The sequence below is a fragment of the Pseudomonas sp. FBCC-B545 genome, from assembly GCF_059134095.1.
Genome location: NZ_CP101441.1, coordinates 1,991,629 through 2,007,334 on the forward strand (window position 1 = coordinate 1,991,629; position 15,706 = coordinate 2,007,334).

Annotated in this window: 7 protein-coding genes; 4 read left to right on the plus strand and 3 right to left on the minus strand. The window is 59.3% G+C overall.

Annotated features, from left to right (window positions below):
* Positions 1-32 precede the first annotated feature (32 nt).
* On the plus strand, positions 33-989 hold the full coding sequence (locus NMB39_RS09240) for a DMT family transporter (RefSeq protein ID WP_494339384.1): 957 nt from the start codon (positions 33-35) through the stop codon (positions 987-989).
* Here NMB39_RS09240 and NMB39_RS09245 read toward each other — a convergent pair.
* The gene (locus NMB39_RS09245) at positions 986-2,368 is read right to left on the minus strand and encodes a class II fumarate hydratase (RefSeq protein WP_464006377.1); all 1,383 of its coding nucleotides are present in this window, start codon (positions 2,366-2,368) and stop codon (positions 986-988) included. The genes NMB39_RS09240 and NMB39_RS09245 overlap by 4 nt on opposite strands.
* A gap of 196 nt (positions 2,369-2,564) precedes the next feature.
* Here NMB39_RS09245 and NMB39_RS09250 point away from each other — a divergent pair, with 196 nt between their 5' ends.
* From NMB39_RS09250 to NMB39_RS09260, 3 genes are all read left to right on the plus strand, one after another.
* Positions 2,565-3,083 (plus strand): DUF2059 domain-containing protein, encoded by a 519-nt coding sequence (locus tag NMB39_RS09250; RefSeq protein ID WP_003236690.1) that lies wholly within the window; start codon positions 2,565-2,567, stop codon positions 3,081-3,083.
* Between the two features lie 6 nt (positions 3,084-3,089).
* Positions 3,090-3,383, plus strand: coding sequence for a BolA family protein (locus NMB39_RS09255; RefSeq protein WP_057025482.1), 294 nt, complete (start codon positions 3,090-3,092; stop codon positions 3,381-3,383).
* Positions 3,384-3,520: 137 nt separating this feature from the next.
* Positions 3,521-6,220 carry an RHS repeat domain-containing protein gene (locus NMB39_RS09260; protein ID WP_494339383.1) on the plus strand — a complete coding sequence of 900 codons (2,700 nt, stop codon included), beginning with the start codon at positions 3,521-3,523 and terminating at the stop codon, positions 6,218-6,220.
* Between the two features lie 55 nt (positions 6,221-6,275).
* Here the strand turns inward: NMB39_RS09260 and NMB39_RS09265 are convergent, their stop codons facing one another.
* Both NMB39_RS09265 and NMB39_RS09270 read right to left on the minus strand, forming a co-directional pair.
* Positions 6,276-10,796, minus strand: a complete 4,521-nt coding sequence (locus NMB39_RS09265; RefSeq protein WP_494339382.1) for a SpvB/TcaC N-terminal domain-containing protein — start codon at positions 10,794-10,796, stop codon at positions 6,276-6,278.
* Entirely contained in the window at positions 10,793-15,670 is a 4,878-nt protein-coding gene (locus NMB39_RS09270) for a Tc toxin subunit A-related protein (RefSeq protein WP_494339381.1), read from the minus strand. Before NMB39_RS09270 ends, NMB39_RS09265 begins: the two co-directional genes overlap by 4 nt.
* Between the last annotated feature and the right edge of the window lie 36 nt (positions 15,671-15,706).

Here is a 15,706-nt window from a genome sequence, read left to right on the forward strand (position 1 = left end):
CTCCTCCACCTCTGGCTTTTTTTGGGGCGCTCATGCACATCTCTTCCGGCCGCTGGGTCTACGGTTTCTTGCTGACTCTGCTGACCGCGTTTCTGTGGGGCATTCTTCCGATCAAGCTCAAGCAGGTCCTGCAGGTCATGGACCCGATCACCGTCACCTGGTTTCGTCTCACAGTGGCCGGCACTTGCTTGTTTGTGTACCTCGCCGTCACCAAGCGCCTGCCCAGCCGCAAGGTGCTCGGCCCCAAGGGCGGTTGGCTGGTGGCCATGGCCGTGTGCGGGCTGGTGGGTAACTACGTGCTGTATCTGGTTGGCCTGAAGATGCTCAGCCCCGGCACCGCTCAACTGGTGGTGCAGATGGGCCCGATCTTCCTGATGATCGCCAGCGTGTTTGTCTTCAAGGAGCGTTTCAGCCTGGGGCAGGTCCTCGGCCTGGTGGTGCTGATTATCGGCTTCGGCCTGTTTTTCAATCAGCGCCTCGTGGAGTTGCTGACGTCCCTGGGCACCTATACCGCCGGGGTGCTGACCATCCTGCTGGCCACCTCGATCTGGGTGTTCTATGCCTTGGGCCAGAAGCAATTGTTGACGGTATGGAATTCCTTGCAGGTGATGATGGTGATCTACCTGTTCTGCGCGCTGCTGCTCACGCCGTGGGCGCACCCCTTGGAAGCGTTGCAGTTGAGCCCGCTGCAAGGCTGGTTGTTGCTGGCGTGCTGCATGAATACGCTGGTGGCGTATGGCGCGTTTGCCGAAGCGCTGGCCCACTGGGAGGCGTCGCGGGTGAGTGCAACCCTGGCGTTGACGCCGCTGGTGACCTTTGTCGCAGTCGCGCTGGCGGCGTGGCTGTGGCCGGATTATGTCCAGGCAGAAGAGATCAACGCCCTGGGCTACTTCGGCGCATTCGTGGTGGTCTTGGGGTCGGCTGCAGTCGCCCTGGCGCCGTCGCTGCTCGCCGGGCTCAAGGCCCGGCGGCTGCGTATGATGGCTTAGTTACCCAACATGTTTTCCGGGCGTACCCACTGGTCGAACTCGGCGTCGGTGAGGTAGCCCAGCTCCAGCGCGGCTTCGCGCAGTGTCAGCCCTTCGGCGTAGGCTTTCTTGGCGATCTCTGCCGACTTGTCGTAGCCGATATGCGGGTTGAGTGCGGTGACCAGCATCAGCCCGCGCTCCAGGTGTTCGGCCATTTTCTCGGCGTCGGGCTCAAGACCGGCGATGCAGTGCTCCTGGAAGTTGTTGCAGCCGTCGGCCAGCAGGCGGATCGATTCAAGCAGGTTGTGGATGATCACCGGCTTGTACACATTCAACTGCAAGTGCCCTTGGCTGGCCGCCATGCCGATGGTCACGTCGTTGCCCAGCACCTGGCAGGCCAGCATGGACAGGGCTTCGCACTGGGTCGGGTTGACCTTGCCCGGCATGATCGAACTGCCGGGCTCATTGGCCGGCAACTTGACTTCGGCCAGGCCGGCCCGTGGGCCTGAACCCAGCAGGCGCAGGTCGTTGGCAATTTTCATCAACGCTACGGCCAGGGTTTTCAATGCGCCGTGCAAGGTCACCAACGGCTCATGGCCGGAGAGGGCGGCGAATTTGTTCGGCGCGGTCACGAAGGGCAAGCCCGACAACGCTGCCAGCTCGGAAGCAATCGCCTCGCCAAAGCCGTGGGGTGCATTGAGCCCGGTGCCCACCGCTGTGCCGCCTTGGGCCAGCTCGCACACGGCGGGCAGGGCGCTGCGGATCGCTCGCTCGGCGTAATCGAGCTGGGCGATAAACGCCGAGAGTTCCTGGCCGAAGGTGATCGGCGTGGCGTCCATCATGTGGGTGCGCCCGGTCTTGACCAGCTTCATATGCCGTGCAGCCAGCTCCGCCAGGCCACCGGACAAGGTTGCGATCGCCGGCAGCAACTGCTGATGCACCGCCTGCACTGCGGCAATGCTCATGGCAGTAGGGAAGCAGTCGTTGGAGCTCTGGGAGCGGTTGACGTGATCATTGGGATGCACCGGGCTCTTGCCGCCGCGGTTATTGCCGGCCAGTTCGTTGGCGCGACCGGCGATCACTTCATTGGCGTTCATGTTGCTCTGGGTGCCACTGCCGGTCTGCCAGACCACCAGGGGGAATTGGTCGTCATGTTGACCCTCGAGGATCTCGTCGGCGGCCTGTTCGATCAGCCGGGCGATATCGGCGGGCAGGTCGCCGTTGCGATCGTTGACCCGGGCGGCGGCCTTCTTGATCATGGCCAGGGCATGCAATACCGCCAGCGGCATGCGTTGCTCGCCAATCGCGAAGTTGACCAGCGAACGTTGGGTTTGCGCGCCCCAATACGCATCATCAGGGACCTGTACTTCTCCCAGGCTGTCGGTTTCGATACGGCTCATCGGGCACCCTCCTTATCCAGTCGTGATTGGTCAGTTTAGGCCCTGGCGACCGCCGTGGGTTCCCTAAACCCACATTTGTGTCTTCGCGCCCCGCAAAACCAGGGCCTGCGTAGGGGTGGGGTTGAGCCCTGAGGTTTTTTAGGCGCAGAATGGTCGCCCTTGGGGTCTTACCTCGCCTGCTAGAAAAGGAAACTCGATGACTCGTCTTCGTGCCATCTGTACCGCGGTTGCTCTGGTTTGCGCCAGCGGCCAGGTTTTTGCCGATACCGCCAGCCACAACGCCAGTGCCGAAGCCTTCCTTACCCTGGCCCATGCTGACAAGCTGGGGACCCCGGTGTACATGCAAGTGCAGCAAATGTTCGCCCAGCGCTTCGAACAGACCAAGGCGCCTGCCGCCAAGCAGTCTGTACTGGACAGCTACCAGGCCAAGGCCAACGCCGCCCTGGACCAGGCTATCGGCTGGCCGAAGCTGAAACCGGACATGGTCAAGCTCTACACCACCAATTTCAGCGAGTCGGAGCTCAAGGACCTGGTCGCCTTCTACCAGTCGCCATTGGGCAAGAAAGTCCTGGAAAAAATGCCACAACTGACCCAGCAATCGGCCCAGATGACCCAGGCCAAGCTGGAAAGCGCGGTGCCGGTGGTGAACAAGCTGTTGGAAGACATGACCAACGAGCTGACGCCAAAAGCCGCCGCACCGGCCAAGAAGAAGTAAGCAGGAATGACCATGCAACAGCGTATCGAAACGGCGCTCGCCGCCCTGGAGCCGCAACACTTGAACGTGCTGGATGAAAGCCATATGCATAGTCGTGGGTTGCAGACCCACTTCAAGGCCGTGCTGGTCAGCTCGCAGTTCGAGGGGCTCAACCGCGTCAAGCGCCACCAGAAGGTCTACGCCATCCTGGGTGACCTGATGAGCGAGTTTCATGCGTTGGCGCTGCATACCTATACGCCTGATGAATGGGCGAAAATCGACGCAGCCCCGGCCTCGCCGACCTGCGCCGGCGGGCATTGAGCGCAGCCCCGGCCCGCGCGAGCGGGTCGGGGCGATGCCAGTACCTGGATACACAAAACATCCTCCAGCACCACCTTTCTCCACACCTCATCCCTAGGCTTTCAGGACTACTTATCCAGCAATAAGGTCTTGAGGTCATGTCTGCTTCCATCCATCGAAATACACCTATCTTGAAGGCCACGGATCCTCGCGGACTGGCTGTACGTACTGTTGAATATCACCGCCAGAGCGTGACCCAGACTCCGCAGGCACGGGTTACCCGCCAGGTTTTTGGGGCCAATGGTTTTTTGTCCAGTCAGTGGGACCCGCGGCAATGTGCGCGCGGAGCTGGTGGTGCGGCATCACAATCGAACATTTTAAGTCTGTCGGGCGAGGCGGTTCGCACCGAGAGCGCCGATGCCGGCTGGCGCCTGATATTACGCGGCGAAGCGGGCCAGCCGCTGCACACCTGGGATTCGCGTCAAGCCCACCAGGAGCAACGCTACGACCGTCTGCTACGCCCGGTGGCAGTATTTGAACAGACTGCGAATGAGCCACGGCCGCGTTGTGTAGAGCGCCTGGCCTATGGGGCAGCCGAGGTGGCCGGCAACCGTTGTGGACGGCTGATTCGTCATGCGGACCCGGCCGGTGTTGTGTTGATGGATGAGTACGGGATCGGTGGGAACGTCATCAAGCAGACTCGACGGTTTCGCATGGACACTTCGGCAGTTGACTGGCCATCGAGCGATGACAATCAAGCTGAACAGCTGGAAACCAAAGCCCATACCACGACCTGGCGCTACGATGCCTTGGGGGCGCTGCTGGAGCAGATCGACGCCAGGGGCAATCGCCGGCACTGGCGCTATGGGCGACAAGGTTGGCTGCAGGAGGTTGCGCTGACCCTGCGTGAGGGCACACGCCAAGTGTTGATGAACCAGCGGGTGTACAACGCCAGCGGCTTGGTGGAGTCCGAGCGGCTGGGCAATGAAGTCACCAAGGTGGCGAAATACGCCGCTGAGGATAACCGTTTGCTGCAGTTGACGGTGTATCGCAAGGGCGAGGCCGCCCAGCCTTTACAGGACCTTGTGTACGAGTACGACCCGGTCGGTAATATCCTCAGCCTCAGCGACCAGGCCCAGCCGACTCAATGGCACAGCAATGCGCGCATTGATGCGGTCAGCCGTTACCAGTACGACAGTCTTTACCAGTTAACCCAGGCCAGCGGTCGGGAAAATGCTGCTGGCAGCGGTGGTCAGGCAGCCCCGGGGCGGGTGGCGTTTGGTGCAACCGACGACGGACTCTGGCGCAATTACACCCAGCATTATACCTACGACGAGCATGGCAACCTGACACGCCTGCGCCATGTGGCGAGCAGTGGCGCAGGGTATACCCGGGACATGAGTGTAGCGGTGGGCAGCAATCGCGCCTTGTCGGTCACTGACGGTGCGGCGCAACACTGGGCGACGATGTTTGATGCCAACGGTAACCAGCAAGCGCTGGGCGGCGGCCAACAGTTAGGCTGGAACGTGCGTAATCAACTCACCCATGCCACCCAGGTGCGGCGTGACCAGGGTGATCCTGATGTGGAAAGTTACCTCTACGACGGCCAGGGCCAGCGGGCTGTCAAGATCAGAAGCCAACGGGTCGCGGGTAAACCCCATACACAATTGACATGCTACCTGCCGGGTTTGCACCTGCATGTACAACCTGGCAAGCGTTTGAACGTGCTGGAGATTGATACGGGCGGTGGTCGTGTCACGGTGTTGCAATGGGAGCACGGTCGCCCCAGCGATATGAGCGCCGAGCAGTTGCAATTCAGCATCCTCGATCACCTCAGTAGCAATTTACTGGAGCTGGACGAACACGCGCAGTTGCTGAGCCAGGAGCACTACTATCCTTATGGCATGACGGCGTGGTGGGCTACCAACGATACGCAGCGAGCCAACTATAAGGTTCGCCGCCACGCGGGTAAGGAGCGCGACGCGACAGGATTGTATTACTACGGATATCGGTATTACGCGCCGTGGCTGCAACGCTGGATCAGTCCGGACCCACTGGGTGACGTGGATGGCTTGAATCTGTATGTGATGGCGCTGGGCAATCCCTTGCGGTTCAGGGATGCCGATGGTGGGCAAACGTTGTTCGGCGAGCAATTCCAACCAGGTCGAGGCGATATCCTTTTCGGCTTGGCGAATACTGTGCGTATCTATCGTAGCTTCTGGTCGAAGCTGACGGCACGTGGAGACATCATGGCCGCCTATGTCGGAATTGATGAAATAGGGCCGGCAACGGCGGCGCTGGCAGAAAGCGTCAGTGTGCACGTTCGGTACGGGCTCGGCAGGATGAGCGAGGCCAGGTACAGGCAAACGATCAGTGAGCAAGGCGTACAGGTCGCACGACAGTTCTATGGCGCTGTTGTGGCGAAGTATTCGGGCTGTACATCGACCACCGCCAACCGGGAGTTCGCGAAGAAATTTGTCAGTGATCTTGCGTCTGGCGACTATTCATTCGAGCGCACCCTTGAAGACTACATAGACGTGGACTTGATTGACTTCCAGCATAAGCTGGTCAGCCGCATCAGTAAGTCGTCATTGAAGACCCTGACGGCCCCTGAAAGCATGCGTCATGTGCATTTTGCTCTTGATGATCTGGACCTGAATCTGGTGATCGATAAGTCTCAGTCTTCTGCCACAGGTTCGGAACTGCGCTGGCTTTATCGGCATCGACAGCAACTGGCAGGCCGCGTGACGTTCTATCGGCGCCAACAGCGGGTCGATGCGCCTTGGGAGTCCAACTCGTCCGCGTGGCGCAGCTATAAACCCGCCAGTACCAGGGCTTCAAGGCGGGCGGTACGCTGATTGAACGAATCACCGTGGCGGTGCCTCAACGGCGTCGGCCACGGTGGTTACATGGTTAAGGTTTAGAGGTTTGCTCTGTCGGAGGCGGCTCCCAGGTATCGTTTTCATCCTCGCTGACGGTGTACCAGGCCCAGTAGGTGGTTTGTCGCATTCCCCCTCGGGCCGTGAGAGTACGCACGGGCCGCCCCAGGGCGTCATGAAACTGTGTGTCGCTGTGCAGCAGGGGGTTACCGTCGATGTACCTGTGATGATCGGCGTAATAGGTGCGATACACCCGGATAATCAGCCCCATGGGGCTGTATTCGTTGTGCTCGTTGACGCACCAGCGCGGGTCAGCCTGAACCGTCTGGAGGGCGCCGTTTTTGACCCTCAGGTCACCCTTGTCGTCCACGGCATAGGCCGGCCCCGGCTCGGCTTTCTGTTTACTTTGCAAGATGCGGCCAAAGCCGTCCTGGGCGACCAGGGTCATGTGGATGAGCTGTTCCTGATCGTCGGTATAGCGATCAGCGGCCAGCATCAGGCTTCGTGCGGGTTCGCGCCTGGCCTTTTGGATCAAGTCAGACAAGGCTTTCTCACTCGCACTCAACGTGCTGGCCTTTTTTTTCAAGCGCAACCTGGCGGTGGCGCGTATATGCCCGTCGGGCAAAAGGTAGCGCTGAGTGACCCAGTCCGCCTGCCTGTCTGTGGTGGCAATCGAGCCCATCCAACTGAACGCGTCGTAGAGCCAGGCTTTGGCCGCTTCGCGCAGGAGGGTTGCGGGTGTTTGAATTGCGAGTTCAATAGGTGTGTCTAGCGGCCTGCGATACGCTGACAATTGCCCGAAACCGATGGACTTTCCCGATTCTTGCCCTTGGATGCTGGTCGCGATCAAACGACCGAACCCATCGTAGAGGGCTTGCTCGGTCGTGCCGTTTGGATCGGTGATACTGATCGGCTGCAGCAGACGGTAGTCGTGCTGGACGCGGGTGATGCAGCCATCGGGTTGTTTCACCTGGATGACCTGAAGCCCGTAAGTGTCATAGGTCAGCGTGGTTTCGTTCTCGGCCAGCGTCAGACGCCAGGTGCGTAAGCGATAGAAGTGCTTGGCGTTGAAGTAGCGTGGAAACTGACGGCGGATCGACCAAAGGGAAGGGGCTTGGCGTTCCTGATCATTGGCATGGAAAAACACCGCCATGGGGCGATAGCCGATTCGGCGCAGCCGGCTCGGAAGGTCTTCGGCGGGTTGGCCCGGCATGTCGGGAATGCTCTCCAGCGCCTGCAGCGCGTCAGGGGCCAGCTCCGCGGTTTCTTGATAATCAGCCAGCCCCTGGAAGGTTGCCGTTCCAGGGGCCAGGGTCAGCCCCTTGCCGCCCGGCTCACGATAGTACTGGATCGACAAGCCGCTCAGCTCGCGTGGTGCCTGCGGCCCCAGCGGCCCTGACAGCCGGTTGATCAACGTCTCGTAGTTGATCGCCGTCGTGTTCAACCCGGCAGGTGGCTGGCCGTTGGGCAGGGTCCAGGCGTTGTCGCGTCGACGATAGGGCAAACCCAATCGCCATTGGTCGTCGTTTGATAGATGAATCCATTGCGCCAAGGTTTCGCTCAGGTAAAAGACCTGCTGAGCCGGGTCGTGGGTATCACGCCACCATTGTTGCTGATGCTCATCCTTGAGCAGTGCCGCAGGCGCATCGCGGGCGGCCTTGCGCCGCGCGCCGTGCACAATGACGTTGTGGACCAGGCTGCCATAGGCGTCCCAGCGCAGGTTGACCTGGTGTTCGCAGACCGGATCATCGGGCACCTGTTCGTATTGATAGTGTACGGACTCCAGCGTCAGCGGCAGCATGCGTGGCCTGGGGTGTGAGCCAGCCTGGGGCAACCGACGGACCATATAGCGGTACTGCTGCACCGAGCAGGGTGTGCGCTCGGCCGAGTCAAGGGCGAACACCTCCACCCGTACCGGCAGGCCCCTGAGCGCGTAGGCTGCTGCCCGTGCTTCCTGTGGCGTAGGCGACGCGATCAGGCTGTCGTGGTGGTCGGTCGGTTGCGGCTGTTCGGGGGCATCGTGTGTGGCCAGCAATGTGGGGCCGAGTTTGGTGGCGTCGGCGTCATGGCGGCTGTAATGGTCTTGGGGCATGTCCAGCGCTTGGCCGGTGTGAAACCAGCGCTTGGTTTGCGAACCTGCTACAGAAACTTCACTGTCGCGGGTTTCTTCGTCGGTTTGCAGCAACAAGCCGAAACCCTGGAAGGCGCGCTCATCGGCATCGTAATACGCCTGACGGTAGCTGAAACGCTGAGTCAGTCGCTGATGGCTGATCTCATCGCGCCATTCCTGGTGTTTAATCAGGTTGAGCGCGAATGGCAGCTGGCTAACCACAGGCCTGTCTTCACTTTGACATTGCTGTTTCTCGTCCAGCCATTCCTGGGCGCTGCTGCGATAGCGCACCTCGACTTGCGCGCCGAGGTTGTTGTGAGTACCGCTGAGCAAACAGGGCTTGCGATCAAAAAAATCGTAGCGCCAATGGCGCGGATGCGGGTGCGTGACGCTGATGACCAGGCTGGCGTAACCATTACCTTGCAGATCCGCCACGTTCACCTGGCACAGGGAGTCGTACTGTACGCCGGATGGCCACGGTAATACCAAGGGGGTTGTGGCAAAGCCATTGCCGCCCTTATTGGCGAAAATGCGTACTTCATCGGTCGTCAGGTACAGCAGGTCGCTGGCACCGCAGCCATCCAGATCGGCCAGCAATACGTTGGCGGCGTTGAAGGTTGTTTCTCTGAAGGGCAGGGCAGCCAACACTCTACCCTTGCCGAACCGCCCATGGCCCAGATTGGGCCAGCATTTGATTTCGTTGTGACGGATACGCACCAAGTGCTGCTGGCCGCTGCCAAGTATGTCGCTGAAGCCGACCCAGTCGGCGGAAGAACGGGTGAAGGACGGCAAGTCATCGCCGTCAACCTTGTGCGCCTGCTCGACGCCCTGCCCGAAACCGCTTTGCCGATTGGCATACAGGCGCACGCTACGCGGGCCCACGAGCGTGAGATCAGCCAACCCGCTGCCCATCAGGTCGGCAAATATCGCATGGGGGTGTAAGAACTCCACCGGGAACGCGTCGAACCGTACGAAACCCGCTTCTTTGCGCTGGGGGGCCAGGCTGAAGAAGCCGCTCATACCCGGTCGGGCCAGCACCCATTCCAGACGTCCGTCCCCATTTATATCAAGCAAGGCCTGATAGACCGGGCGTGAACGGTCGGCCACCGCAATAGCAGGCAGTTCTTGAGGAGGAGCGTATGCCACCTGGTCGCCTGTGGACGCCTCGGCCCGCTGAGGTGCGCGGTAATACCAGGCTTGATCACCACGATACAGGATCCCCGGCACGCCTTCGCCGTATAGATCCACCAGTTGATAGCGCTGGCCGTCATTGAGGCTCGGCACGTCAACAAAACGCTGGTAGCGACGGGTATCCAGTTTCAGGCTGGAGGATTGATACAGGTATTCTTGCGGCGGCAGGCTGGTGAGTGTTCCTTGGGCATCAACGGCCTGCTCGTAGACCGCGAGCAGAGTGTTGAGCCCGTTGCGAAAGGTGTAGTGTTCGAGCCTCAGGCGCTTGACCAGTATAGGGCTGGGGCCCATGTCGGGCTCATCCGCAAAGGCGTGAAACATCAGGATTTGCCGGCATAGGCGCAGTGTTCGTAATTCAAAGCCAAAGATGAAGCTGGAAAACGCATCTTCGCGTGAGAGCCACGGGTTGAGGGCCTCATAGGAAGGCAGCGCGTCGCTGGCGGTGTTGCGTTGGCCATAGTCGAACAGCAAGTAAAAATGCCATGCCTGACTGGAAAGGTCGTCGCTTTTGAGCAGATACAGTGTCTCTTTTTCCCTGGCCTTGACGTTGCCATAACACACTTTATGCAGATAACGCTGGGCTCGGCAGTCATGGGGGCCAGTGCCGGTATCGGTCTCGGTCAGGTACTGGTAGCCGATATGCTCGCCATGGGCGTTAAGGCTTTCCTCGAGCAGCCATTGCGCCACATGGCTCAGGTTGTCGGGGTCAGCGATGCGCGCCGCGTAGGTTTTGCCGTAGACATGCCGGCTGCCGTCAGCCGCCTGGATCAGCCAGAACCCGGCGGCGTCGCCGTCTGAGTGCCAATGCTCGATGCGCTCGAAACGCTGTTCGACCCTGGGAAAGTAGCGCGTGACGAGGTAGTGGCGTCCCAGCGGCACCTGGTCAAAATGATCACGCGGCGTCTGTACAAGCGTGCCCTCAGTGGTGCGTTCGGGCATCCAGTGCTGTGCATCCGGGCCTTGGAACGTATCGGCTGCGGTGTAATGGGGGACGCCCTGCTGGGTGCGCCGTGTGACGGCACCCGGCTTGACGTCCCAGCCGAAGCCGAACGCACTGTTACCCGCCGTGCTTTGATAGGTCAATGACAGCGTGGGTGCATAACCACGGCCAGTGGAAATCGGCAACGCAACCTCGAAGGTCGCCGTGCCATCGGCGCCCACGTTGCCCCAGCCTTTGGCGACCCCTTCGATGACGGTGCCGGCATTGGGCAGCGAAGGCACCTTCAGGGGCGATTCATTGGCTGGGTTGCTCATGTATCGCTCCTGCCAGGCCTTGCGGTATAGCGCACATGGACAATGATGTCGGTGATGGATTCAAGCAGGGCTTTTTGTTGCAGCGCATTGTTAAAGTTCAAGCGCCAGCACGACACTGCCCCGGTGTATTCAAACGGCAGGTAACGTGGATCGTTGTCGAAGTTGAGGGTAAACAGGCCGTCGTCGTCCAGCCCGCGTGACAAGGCGATTTGCTGGTGTGCCCTGAAGTCGGTCCTGGTGGTGCCGTCGGGCATCTGGATTTCATTTCGGGTCTGGGTCAGTGTTGCCTTGATGTCTTCATAAGGCCCCAGCAAGGCAGGTAGTGAGACGCTGACGTGCTTGATGCGGCGCAGGGTGTGCCCTGGGTAGTCCTCATCCAGCAACGCTTGAGTCAGGGCGAAACTGATCGTACCGCTGCTTACCAGTTGCGCCTTATGCTCAGCCCAGGTTTTGGCGGGAGCGGTGATTTCGGGGGGGCGTTTGTCGGTCGTGACCAGGCACTCGATCAGACGATGGCGCAGTGACACGGTTTTGCTGATTTCCAGCTCGCGTGGCGTGTGTTGCAGGTACGCGGTGTTCATTTTTACCAGGTTCAGTTTCAAGCTTTCGGCACTTAACAGTCCGCGGGATGTGTGATGCCAGGCCCCACCTTGAAAGAACTGTCGGCTGTCGGCGGTCTCATACTGCCAGCAGGCTTCAGCGGCCAGGCACAGGGAGTGGACGCTGTCATACAGCGCGTAATAGAACGTGCTCAGTTGTGCCGTGAGCCATTGATAGAGTTGTGCTCCGGTAAAGCGCATGCCGAGCAGTTGGTAGGCGGACTTGGCCTGGCTCAATGCGGTGTGGGCGCTGTGTAGTTGCAGGCGAGTGGCTTTTTCCTGCTCGGCATGCACCAGCAGCAGGGTGTCGATCTGGGCCAGTTCAAGGCGGGCCTGTTGCTCGGCATGGGCCCACTCCTGAGCGCGACGATTTAACTGTTCAATGCGCTCCAGTTCATTACCGTTGGCGCGAGCGGTGTTGGCTTCACCCTGGGCGAAGGCCTGGAAGGCATGGAATGCGCCCTCAAAACGCATGCCACCGAACGACGTACCGAAGATATTGGGCGCGAGCATGGCGGCCCCGGCGCCCATCCCGGCAATTGCGACTTTTCTCTCCCACGCGGCGCTCTCCAGATAGTGCTGGCCGGCCGAAATTTCACCGGTGCTGATACCTTCACGCAACTGACGCGTCACGAAGTCCAATCGCCCCTCGACGATTGCTCGGCTGCGGCGCAGCGCGTCTTTGTTTTTTTCATCGATGGCCAGGGCCTGGGTCTGCTGGGTCAGCACCAGTTCGGCCAACTGCCAGGCGTTTTGCTGTTGCACCTCAAGGTAATGCGCCTGTTCCTTGCGCTCGATCAGCGTGAGCAGCGTGGTGCCGAACTGCGCCAGGCTGTCGACCGCACTCAAAGCGTGCCCCAGCATGACCTGGAACCGGTAGTGACCCACTTCAGGACGGCTCGGTAGATAGGCACTGGTGCCACCCGCAGCGCCCGGTGCGTTGCGCGTCAGCAACGCGGCAGGGGACAAGGGGGGCGCAAAGAGTGTCTGGCGTAAAGGCTTGCCGGAAATATCCAGATGATGGCGTAGCCCGTGCAGGCGACTCTCCAATGTGTCCCAGCGTGCTACCAGTTGCGTATTCAACGGCCGGTATAAATAGGGGCTGTCTGTAAACCAGGCGTGTTGCCCGGTGAATTTGCACTGCTGGGACAATAGCGAGGTGTATTCGGGTTGATGTTCCAACCGGCGTATTGCCTGGGAGGATGTCGTCGCCAGTGCGTTCAGATCACGCGACGTCCAGGTATCGGCGCGCGTGACCGTCGGACGCATGCCGAGCAGGTTCTGCGCCTGGATGTACCAGAGTTTGGCTTCGGCCAGGCTGTCGGGGCTCAGTTGGCGATAAGCCGCGTCGCCCCGGTTGATCAAAATATCCACATTGAGGTGGTACAACGCTTTGCGCAGGTATATCGGAAAACTCAGCGCCCGGTAATGCGGGCTCTCGGGGTGCTGGCAGGCGTAGCTCAGCTCTATGGGGTTGCTTGGCAGCGCGCCGAGAGCGCCCTTGTTTGGGTGGTGAGGGTCGAACAGGTAGTGCAACCAGGTTTCGGCGTAAGCGTATTGCTGTTGCTGGTTGAAGTAATGAGCGATGGTCCAGGGTAAATAGATAAACAGTTCGCGCAGACTTTTACCGTGGGCACCCTGAAAATCCAGAGGCTCGGGGGAGGCACCTGCGTCCAGCGCCGGTTCTGTCCAGTCCTCGGGGGAACGTAAAAATGATGGGTCGAAGCCGAGCCTGGCAGTCTGCGTCAATTTACTCGCAACGGTGGTATTGAGTCGAATGGCTGGGATAGCCGGGGCGAAGCTTGTGGAAAAATCAATGTACTCGGTTGTCTCTCCGGTATTTTGCTGTTGGCGCGTGATACGCGGAGAATGCGCAGACTTGTCAACGGCAACGGATGTGGCAAGGGAGCATTTGACTGCCTTGAGCGCATAGCCGAGAACCTTCACCTTATACTCTTGGCTCTCAAGCGTGATGACCCCATGGATCACCGTGATGGCTGATGCGGGTTGCTCACTGGGTAACGTTATCCGTGTACTCGCCAAATGCCCGGCTGCTAATTCGGGGGAGGCACCCGCCAGGCTTTCGTGTTCGGTGTCCGTGTAGTTGAGGATTTGGGCGGTGTTGTTGTTGATGGCTTGCGGAGTCGGCACGTCTGTGAGTTTGGACTGCATGATGACGTGCTTGTAGAAACGCAAAATGGGCGCGGAAGTGTTGGTGGACTCTAGCCTCACGTCATTCACAAAGTGCAGTTTTTGGTTGGCGGTCTCGTCACCTGGCAGGTTATAGCCGCTGTAGCGGTCGAGTATCGTCAGGAAGGGATCCTGATAATGGGTATATAAGTGCAGGAATGCATTTTTGTTGAGAAGCTTCCCGGCCAGGGAGAATTCAAAGGCGGTGTAGGATTGACCTTCATAGCCTCTTCTCAAGTCGTTCCTCGTTATCGTCTCTTTTTTGTCGAGGCTAAATAATATGGAGCCTTTGTCATAAATGGCGTTGGAATAGCTTTTTCCGCTCCTGGGGTTTTTGAAAAACATCGAGTGATACGTAGCCTTCACTTCGGGGAATATCGCGCAGTCGATCCTCAGGACCGAGCCGCTGATGAGTTCAACTTCGGATAAAGCCGGGTCATGCAACGCAGAGTTGGTGACCAGGGTAATGCTCATCTGCGCGTAATGGGAGGCAAGGGTGATGCTGTACGTCTGCAGGAAGGGCTTGGCGATTTTCGAGGTGAAGACGAACTCGTTGGTGACGGGATCAAAGTTTTTGCTGGCAGTATCGGTTACGACTATATCGGTGCTTTTGGATTCAAAGTTCCACTTCTGTTGATCTTCTATTTGGGGGGGGTGAGCTTCCAGGACTACCGTGCTTTTGTCCTCTCCCTGCGCTACGTGAGTCTTGAATTGTAAGTTGTCCTTGTTTATATCGAAAAACAGACGGAAGTATTGGTGGGCGAACGAGGGGAGCAACACGCTGGAAAATACGTTGTCCTGATCGACGCCGCCCAACAAAGCGGTCTGCAGTGGGGTATTTTTTGTGGACTCATAGGCTTCCAGCAACCTCACGGTTTCCTGGGCAACTTCTGAGCCCGGCACGATCTTGTATCGGCCAGGGCTGCCCGCGCAAGCGACGATTTTTATCCCTAATGACTGATCGACACTGATGGCTTGGAAGAACTCGCCCATTTGGCCGCTGCCATGATTGAGCGTATTGGCCCTTATACCCAGGAACAGTGTGTGAGGGGAGCGGCTATCGACCACGGCAACGGTCTGCGTGAGGCTGATTAGTTGCGCTGACGTGAGTGCGTTGATGCCCCGCGTAACGCAGTGCTCTTCCAGGCCCGTGTGCGGAAGGCTCCAAGTGCCATCCAGTTTTTTATAGGAGAAACACAGGCGAAACTTCACGAACCGGCTGTTCAGCCACTCAGCCTGGCGTTGTTTTTCGTCGTTGTCGTCGTTCTCATACTCACCATTGCCGTTTCCCGGTGCCTTGAAGGATTGGTAGGGGGCGGGCTTGATGCTCTCGGCCCAAACAATGAACAACCGATGATTGAACATTACGGGGCGAATACTGTGGGCGGGCGTATCGGCGCAAAACGTCAGGTTGATCGGTGTCCAGTCTGTCCAGGCCAGGGGCGCAGGTCCCTCGGTCTTGACGGTGGAGCGTTTGGACAGGTCCAGCGAACGCCAGTAATAGAGCTCATCGCTGGTGGATTTGCCGACGAAGTAGTAGGTGCTGGTATTCCACTGTTTGACATTGCCATCGATGTAGCCATTGAGCGTTTGAATGTTGGCGACTTCTTCGAACCGTGACAGGTAGCCTTGTACGGCGTTCTGCAGGGTGCCAGGCTGGATTCGATGCTGGTTGAGCTCGTTTTCCAATTGCTCGAAGCTCTGGCTCTTGTCCTCGCGCAGCGTGGGGTCGAGGAAGTTTTGCGGGTGATAGCGCAGTTGCTGGCTGGCGCTCCACAGGGGGTAACTGTGCAGGGACTTCTGCCAGGCGAGGGTTTCGTGAACCGACATGCCCCGGGTTTCATAACCTGGTTCGAGGCCCGAGTGAATCCGGTTGATGTAGTGCTGCAGGCTGGTGATCGCACTGGCGACCGGGCTGGTTGGCACCGCTTGGCTGACTTGTACGTCCACTAGCCAGTAGTCGTACAGGTCGCTGGGTGTGCGCAACGAGTCTTTAAGGGCGGGGCTGATGCAGTGAGCCAGATAGTAGCTCAGCATGGCATCACGCCAGGCTTCATTGAGGCGCTGGTCGAGGGGCTCAGACATGGTCATTCCTTGAGTCTGCTGGTAGAGAGTAAGCGG